The organism is Providencia sp. PROV189, assembly GCF_028480065.1.
GTDB classification, from domain to species: domain Bacteria; phylum Pseudomonadota; class Gammaproteobacteria; order Enterobacterales; family Enterobacteriaceae; genus Providencia; species Providencia stuartii.
In genome coordinates, this window is sequence record NZ_JAMPOG010000061.1 from 1 (window position 1) to 6,401 (window position 6,401).

Below are 6,401 nucleotides of genomic sequence, written 5' to 3' on the forward strand. Positions count from 1 at the left end.
AAGGCGGAAGAAACGCTCATCCTGTGTCTCCTGCCACAACTCAGAGAGGATCTGATAGCGCGTATTTCCGCCGTCACTGAAGATATAAAACTCACTCCCCGGTGCTTTGGTGACTTTAGGGACACTGTCCAGTCCGCGTGCCCGAATGGAACTCTTGATTTCCTCATAACGCGGGTTTCTGCCCTGACGTGGGTTATCCGGATTTGGCTGAAGTTGCTCAAGTGTTAATATCATCGGCATTTCAGACACCGGATTGACGTGGGCATTATCGGATAACGGGGAACTGACAGGATTTCCTCTGAGAAGCGCCTGACTGAGTTTATGCTGTAAATCTGTTTTCATTCTTCGCCTCTCCCTTAAAAATAATATCCCTGAGGAAAATCACTGAACCGGGTATACATCCCGTTAAACTGCACTTTCACCGTCCCCAGCGGTCCCTGTCGTTGCTTACCGATGATAATTTCTGCCACACCTTTGTCCGGTGAGTGTTCGTGATACACCTCATCGCGGTACAAAAATAAAATCAAATCCGCATCCTGTTCCAGCGAGCCGGAATCCCGTAAATCCCCGTTTGTCGGGCGCTTATCTGCACGTTGCTCCAGTTGCCGGTTTAGCTGGGAAAGGGCCACCACCGGACACCCGAGTTCTTTCGCCAGTGCTTTCAGACTACGGGAAATTTCACTGATTTCCTGCGTCCGGTTTTCCTGTTCAGGACTGCGCATCAGTTGAAGGTAATCCACAATAATCAGTCCCGGCGTACCCACTTTACGGCGGTAACGCCGTGCCCGGGCACGTAACAGGGAAGGTGTCATATTACTGGTATCATCAATCACCAGACGCTCCCCCCATTCGGCAATCTGTGACATGGCACCACCAAGACACTCCCAGTCATTTTCTTCCAGAGACGCACTGCGGATAGCCGTCAGTGAGACATTGCCCAAATCACTGAGTAAGCGCTGCATGATTTGTTCCGCCGGCATTTCCAGACTGAAAAAAAAGACCGGTTTTTCTGCCAGACGCAGGGCATTCTGTGCAACGGTCAGCGCCAGTGCCGTTTTCCCCATCGATGGCCGTGCGCCCAGTAACACCAAATCGCCTGCCTGCAAACCACAGGTTTTTTCATCCAGCTCACTGAACCCCGTTGGCGTACCGGTTATCCCTTTTGCACTTAATGCCTCCTCCAGATGCTGAACAACATTATTTAAAATATCGAGCAACGACGGGGAATAAGCGGGCAGCCCTTTTTCTGACAGCTGAAACAGCCGCTGTTCAGCCTGCTCACATAACGCCGGTATATTTGCCTGAGCCGCCACACTCTGGGTGGCCAGCAGATTCCCGAGCATCATCAGACCACGGGCACGGCTGCGATCCACGACAATCTCCGCATAGCGGACAATATTGGCCGCACTGGGGGTGTTTTTGGATAATTCCGCCAGATAAGCAAAGCCCCCCACCCGCTCAAGCACGCCGTCTTTTTCCAGTACATCACTGAGGGTGATTAAATCTATCGGGCTGTTTATCTGACACAGGGCGGCCATTTTCTTCCAGATTTCCTGATGCGCTCTGGAACAAAAATCCTCCGCCTGTAATAACGGCGCCACTTCATCCCAGCGGTCATTATCCAGCATCAGCCCGCCCAGCACGCTCTGCTCCGCCTCCGGTGAGTACAGAGTTTCAGGTAATACAGCAGAAGAAGACTTTTTATGCATTGAAAAGCCCTCCGTTAATCCGAAATGCCCTGTTCCCACCGTGTAAATAAATTATTTTTTTTGGAATATGAATTGTTGGTGTCGGACGAACAGTCGTCAGAGATAAGCTCCCTGTGACTGCCCGACTATTTTCGGACCGGTAAGTTTGGCGACCCCGGTCTGAACGTACAGGCAGCCTATTTTTATCCATAACACACCTAAAGGAACATTTATGAATACAAACTATCAACTGCCGTCCGACATTGATTACATTGGCATTTTTGACAACAACACCGATACGGGCGAAGCCCGTTTTGACTTGTATGTCAAAACCTTCCGGAGTATGACCATGAAAATGACTGAAGAAAGCAATTCCCGCCAGAGTCTGTTCCGCCTGCAATGGCTGGGTGACTGGCTGGCTGAAATGTATGGCTGGAAAATGCTGAATCCCGATATCACTCCCCTGAATGCTATTCACAGCTATCTTATTCTTCGCGATAACCTGCCGGCAGCTCAGGTGGCAGGCATGACAACAGAACAGATACATCTGGCGCTGACTGAAGAGTGGGGCACATTCAAAGCTCGTAGAGGGGCAAAAGACTTTTTGCGCAGAGTCGAAAAACGCCCGGACTCTCTTGACGATCCTTTCCGGGAAATACATTAATTCTGATCGGGCTGGCAGTATCTGCTGCCAGTCCACGGTTAGACTGAACGGGAAAAAACAGGAGAATACCTTGATATTCATGGACGCACCTCCCGTTTCAGCACATCATCAAAACGGGTTTTCCATTCCGGAAACAGCTCTGAAACAAGATGATGCATAATGACTGCGGCTGCCGGTGTTTTACGCTGAGTCCGGTATTCCAGACGATGCACCGGTTGTCCCTGTGCATGACCATTTTTAAATATTTCCAGTTTGGGAACAGCGGTTTTCAGTAACGAAAGAGAAATCGACTCCGCAAAGGGGTACGCTTTTTGGTCAATAATCTGAGTTAATTCAGTCAGTGTTGCACGATCTAACACCGTATCTTCAACACAATTAGCAAGAATACGTATTGCCGGCAGGGGAATTCCGTAAGCCGTCAGCGGCACCAGCCCGCCGATTAATCCCAGTGTTCCCCGTAAAAATTCACGCGTATCCGGCAAAATAGGTTTGATTATCCCGACAGCATAATCGGTGGCAGCTAACAAAATGGTTTCCAGCATCACCGAAGCCGCGCCTTTTGAATCAATGATAATAACATCGTAAGAAGCGAATAACGGATGTTGCAGAATATTACGCAGACGCATTCTGCCGTCAGGTGCATGCAATATAGCCGCAGGGAGACGATCATGCGGATCGTTAGAAATGATGATATCCAGATTAGGGATAACGGAGCGTGATATGATGGTATCCGGCCGGGAAAGATCGGTCAGTTGCATTAACAACTCAAACAAGCCGTTTGGTGCTTCATATTCAAGTTTAAACAGACTGCTGGCTGTCGGCTGGGAATGATCGCCGTCGATCAACAGGGTTTTTAACCCTGCATCAGCACAAAAACCCGCAATATTGCTGGCTTTGGTTGACTTTCCGGCTCCGCCTTTTGTTGATATAATTGGAACAATTCTGGTCATTTTCTCACTCAGCATACTCTGGGTGAGAAGTCAAAAAAAATAATTACATTAGTGAATTACATCAAGCTTTTTAACTAGGGGATTGAAAATCCCCGTGTCCTTGGTTCGATTCCGAGTCCGGCACCACTTTCACTTCTACAGTGGTTTCCTCCAATCAAGTAATCCTATAGATATCATCTAATTATCTTAATTTACCACCTTAAAATTTAGCAAAACCACAACTAGGTTGTATGCCTTTTGACGTTTTTGATGGGCTGCGTATGCCATATTGTTTAAGTATTTAACGTTCAAGACTCAAGCCAGAACAAACCTCTTTCAAATGATCGTTTTTTTGCAAAGCCTTTTAACTTTTTAATATCAGAAGATCCCATCACGCCATATTTAGCTTTCTAAGATAGTTATTCATCTCAGACCCACCGTTCTCTCAGAAAATACACTCAGCTAGACCGTTATCATGCCATTTGACTAGAGTTGCCGCATTTTTATTTTTGAGTAAAGACCAATTCTACATTCAATAAAATAGTCGTGTGATATAGTCATGACTATAGTTCTTAAAAAACGGATCAATGTGCTTCCCGCCCCTTACAGGCTTAACTTACTGTATTCCAGGGATTTACTACATATCATACCGTTTTAATTATCGGTTCCACTGCCGCAAGTACTTCGACAACCTCATCAAGAGTCACAATTAAATAATGCTCTATAATATCATCATGTATATTCTCACTTTGCTCATGAAACCATTCTAAATAGGATGAATTTTTAACTTTATAAACCCCAGTTGTCATCTGACCATTGAAATGGTCTAGCATTTTTAATAAATCCCCTTCATCTGTTACCCTAAAGGAATATATCCACTCAAATATTAAACTTAGTTCCTCATCGGGCTTAATTAATGAAAGTGATAGGACCGCTCGATCATATTTAATAGATCTTAATTGAATACCTGATAATGGCATATCGCCAAAAACCACTAATGATTCTTGCACCGCCCATCCCTCATTTATAAAGCTTTTCTATTTTTATACTCATTTTTACTGTATGCCCCCCATCTACTCTTTCATATGATTTGTTCAGCATGATATTTTTATATCTTATACCAGTGCCGTGGTTAATCTAGCGACATACATTCCAGATTTTTAGATGTACCATCTTTATCCCATAAGGCTGGTAGCCTACCGAAAGAAGGAAGTTAAGATGAACTACATTCTATTTAAAGTACAGATTTGATAATGCTATAAAGCATCATGAATTTTTTAAACCATCCTAAGACGGTTGTTCCATTTTCTTATGGGCCTATAATAGCCATTCTGTTCGTATAAAAGCTGTCTGCTAGCTCTTCACTTCATTCTATTATTTCTGATAATTTTTTTAAACTAAGGGGAGGTTTCATAATTTCAATCTTGGTGAAAGTAATAAATAATTAATTTTCCTAATATCTATTAGATTTATTATGTTATATATTGAATACGGTAGCTGTTAGATATCGCTACCTGATAGTTAATACACCTTCACTCATAACAACTATAATCTTGCCCTGTCACAATACTACGTTTTTTTACTTAAATTTAGCTGCATAAACTTTTTTGCTTTTTTGTCATTTAATACTCCAAAAAATTGGATTATATTCCATTATTCCCCCTTGCTTGATTAAAATAAAAACAAGAAAATATCTAAAAGAGTAGGCTTATGAAGAAAATGACGATATTATTAATACGCAACAAGAGTGACTTGTAGCATTTCGTATAAAAAGAATTTATCGTACTAAAAATCTGTTGCTTTATTCCTTACTTTTAGTATTTAATTATCATCGTAATTTTAGGAAAACTTGGATATTTCTAGGACATATAAATGGGAATAATAACAGCACTTGGTAAATCTATAGAGAATAGTCAGTTACTGCGTCTATTGCATCAAGAAATAGAACGTAATGATGTGAAACTTGATTGCCGAGATGACTTAAATGATCAACTCCTAGATATTGCTCGTTATATGAGTGACGATGAATATCTATCTGTAGTGAAAATTAAGCGTAAGGTTAATATCCTTTCGGGAATAATGGCTTTACCTGTATTAATTTTAGCTATACTTTTATTTTCAACAAGATTAGATAAATGGTTTTCAACAAATATTAGTTACATTTCTGATACTGTTTTTGACTTTTTTGTTACAAATTACTGGCTAACTATTTTTTATTGTTTTTTAATGTTTTTGCCTATCTTTTATTTTTACTTTTTACAAAAAAAATCTGAAAAACTAGCTGGGAGATTGGTGGATAAGTTTATTTCCAGAGTAAAAAATGAGTCCTGATAGTATTAGTTATGAGTAAATTTACGGCAATATATACCTAATGGCTCAATGTGACGCAAATCAATGTGGAGAGGATTACCTATGATTGCCGATAGTAATATCAAAGCCTCCTTTACCTGCATGATTGGTAGTCTCTGTACATCTCAGTTTTGCGAGCATTGAGACTCAAAGAGCCACAGCCCGCAAAACTGAGGCTTCCGCCTACACTGCTGCCGGTTTGCTTCGAATCGTGCTTGTTGCTCATTTGTTGGCTACTGACCGTTAAATTGCCGTCAACATCCGCTTTAACACTTTCACCACGGGTTTGCCCCCCGTGAGGTCGGTGTCTTTGCCACTGTGTAGCGTTAATTGTTTACCAGAATTGACCTCACTATCCGTGTAAAACTGGCTATTGCCTTTCTCAAAACCTTTGCCTTGGTTCACACTCCCATTGGCACTGAAATCATCCGTACCAATTCCCACTCAAAATGAGCGGCTTTTGCTTTCACTCTTACCATTCTTAGTGGCACTGGTCAGGTTAATATTCTTTTTTACGGTCAGTGTGATGTTTTTATTGGCATCCAGTTGCTGTTGTCTTTTTATCGGCTCTGGCGAGAAAAACTAAGGTAGAAAATAAAAACCATTTAAGAGGCGGCGAGGAAAGCCAAATTATATGCGGTAGGCTACACCTTCAACCGAGGTAACTCCAGCTCCAGCCAGCAATTCATCCTCTGAAGTAATTAGTTTATTAAGTTAATATTTTAGATGCTAAGCACTCCCTCTTCACTCACCAAGCTAAATAGTGGATTT

At 42.4% G+C, this 6,401-nt stretch carries 7 protein-coding genes; 2 read left to right on the top strand and 5 right to left on the bottom strand.

Annotated features, from left to right (window positions below; translation table 11 throughout):
• Together PR833_RS19885 and dnaB-PI are read right to left on the bottom strand one after the other, a co-directional pair.
• Nucleotides 1–342 (bottom strand): ParB family protein (locus tag PR833_RS19885; protein WP_272526461.1); only part of this gene is annotated, 342 nt, incomplete at its 3' end.
• Between the two features lie 14 nt (nucleotides 343–356).
• Nucleotides 357–1,709 carry an SPI-7-type island replicative DNA helicase gene (gene dnaB-PI, locus PR833_RS19890; protein WP_000549132.1) on the bottom strand — a complete coding sequence of 451 codons (1,353 nt, stop codon included), beginning with the start codon at nucleotides 1,707–1,709 and terminating at the stop codon, nucleotides 357–359.
• A gap of 211 nt (nucleotides 1,710–1,920) precedes the next feature.
• Between dnaB-PI and PR833_RS19895 the strand changes: the two genes are divergently transcribed.
• Nucleotides 1,921–2,352: a hypothetical protein gene (locus tag PR833_RS19895; RefSeq protein ID WP_001095747.1), complete on the top strand. Its 432-nt coding sequence runs from the start codon at nucleotides 1,921–1,923 to the stop codon at nucleotides 2,350–2,352.
• A gap of 77 nt (nucleotides 2,353–2,429) precedes the next feature.
• Here the strand turns inward: PR833_RS19895 and PR833_RS19900 are convergent, their stop codons facing one another.
• Together PR833_RS19900 and PR833_RS19905 are read right to left on the bottom strand one after the other, a co-directional pair.
• Nucleotides 2,430–3,302, bottom strand: a complete 873-nt coding sequence (locus PR833_RS19900; protein WP_000196965.1) for a ParA family protein — start codon at nucleotides 3,300–3,302, stop codon at nucleotides 2,430–2,432.
• Between the two features lie 623 nt (nucleotides 3,303–3,925).
• On the bottom strand, nucleotides 3,926–4,291 hold the full coding sequence (locus tag PR833_RS19905) for a hypothetical protein (protein ID WP_195848403.1): 366 nt from the start codon (nucleotides 4,289–4,291) through the stop codon (nucleotides 3,926–3,928).
• Between the two features lie 862 nt (nucleotides 4,292–5,153).
• Between PR833_RS19905 and PR833_RS19910 the strand changes: the two genes are divergently transcribed.
• Nucleotides 5,154–5,612 carry a DUF6097 family protein gene (locus PR833_RS19910; protein ID WP_040132479.1) on the top strand — a complete coding sequence of 153 codons (459 nt, stop codon included), beginning with the start codon at nucleotides 5,154–5,156 and terminating at the stop codon, nucleotides 5,610–5,612.
• Between the two features lie 261 nt (nucleotides 5,613–5,873).
• Here PR833_RS19910 and PR833_RS19915 read toward each other — a convergent pair whose 3' ends face one another.
• Nucleotides 5,874–6,074, bottom strand: a complete 201-nt coding sequence (locus PR833_RS19915) for a hemagglutinin repeat-containing protein (protein WP_052038330.1) — start codon at nucleotides 6,072–6,074, stop codon at nucleotides 5,874–5,876.
• Between the last annotated feature and the right edge of the window lie 327 nt (nucleotides 6,075–6,401).

Excerpts from the sequence above, each read along its gene's own strand:
- PR833_RS19900 (WP_000196965.1), bottom strand. The coding sequence starts at position 3,302 with ATGACCAGAATTGTTCCAATTATATCAACAAAAGGCGGAGCCGGAAAG.
- PR833_RS19910 (WP_040132479.1), top strand. The coding sequence starts at position 5,154 with ATGGGAATAATAACAGCACTTGGTAAATCTATAGAGAATAGTCAGTTA.
- PR833_RS19895 (WP_001095747.1), top strand. The coding sequence starts at position 1,921 with ATGAATACAAACTATCAACTGCCGTCCGACATTGATTACATTGGCATT.
- dnaB-PI (WP_000549132.1), bottom strand. The coding sequence starts at position 1,709 with ATGCATAAAAAGTCTTCTTCTGCTGTATTACCTGAAACTCTGTACTCA.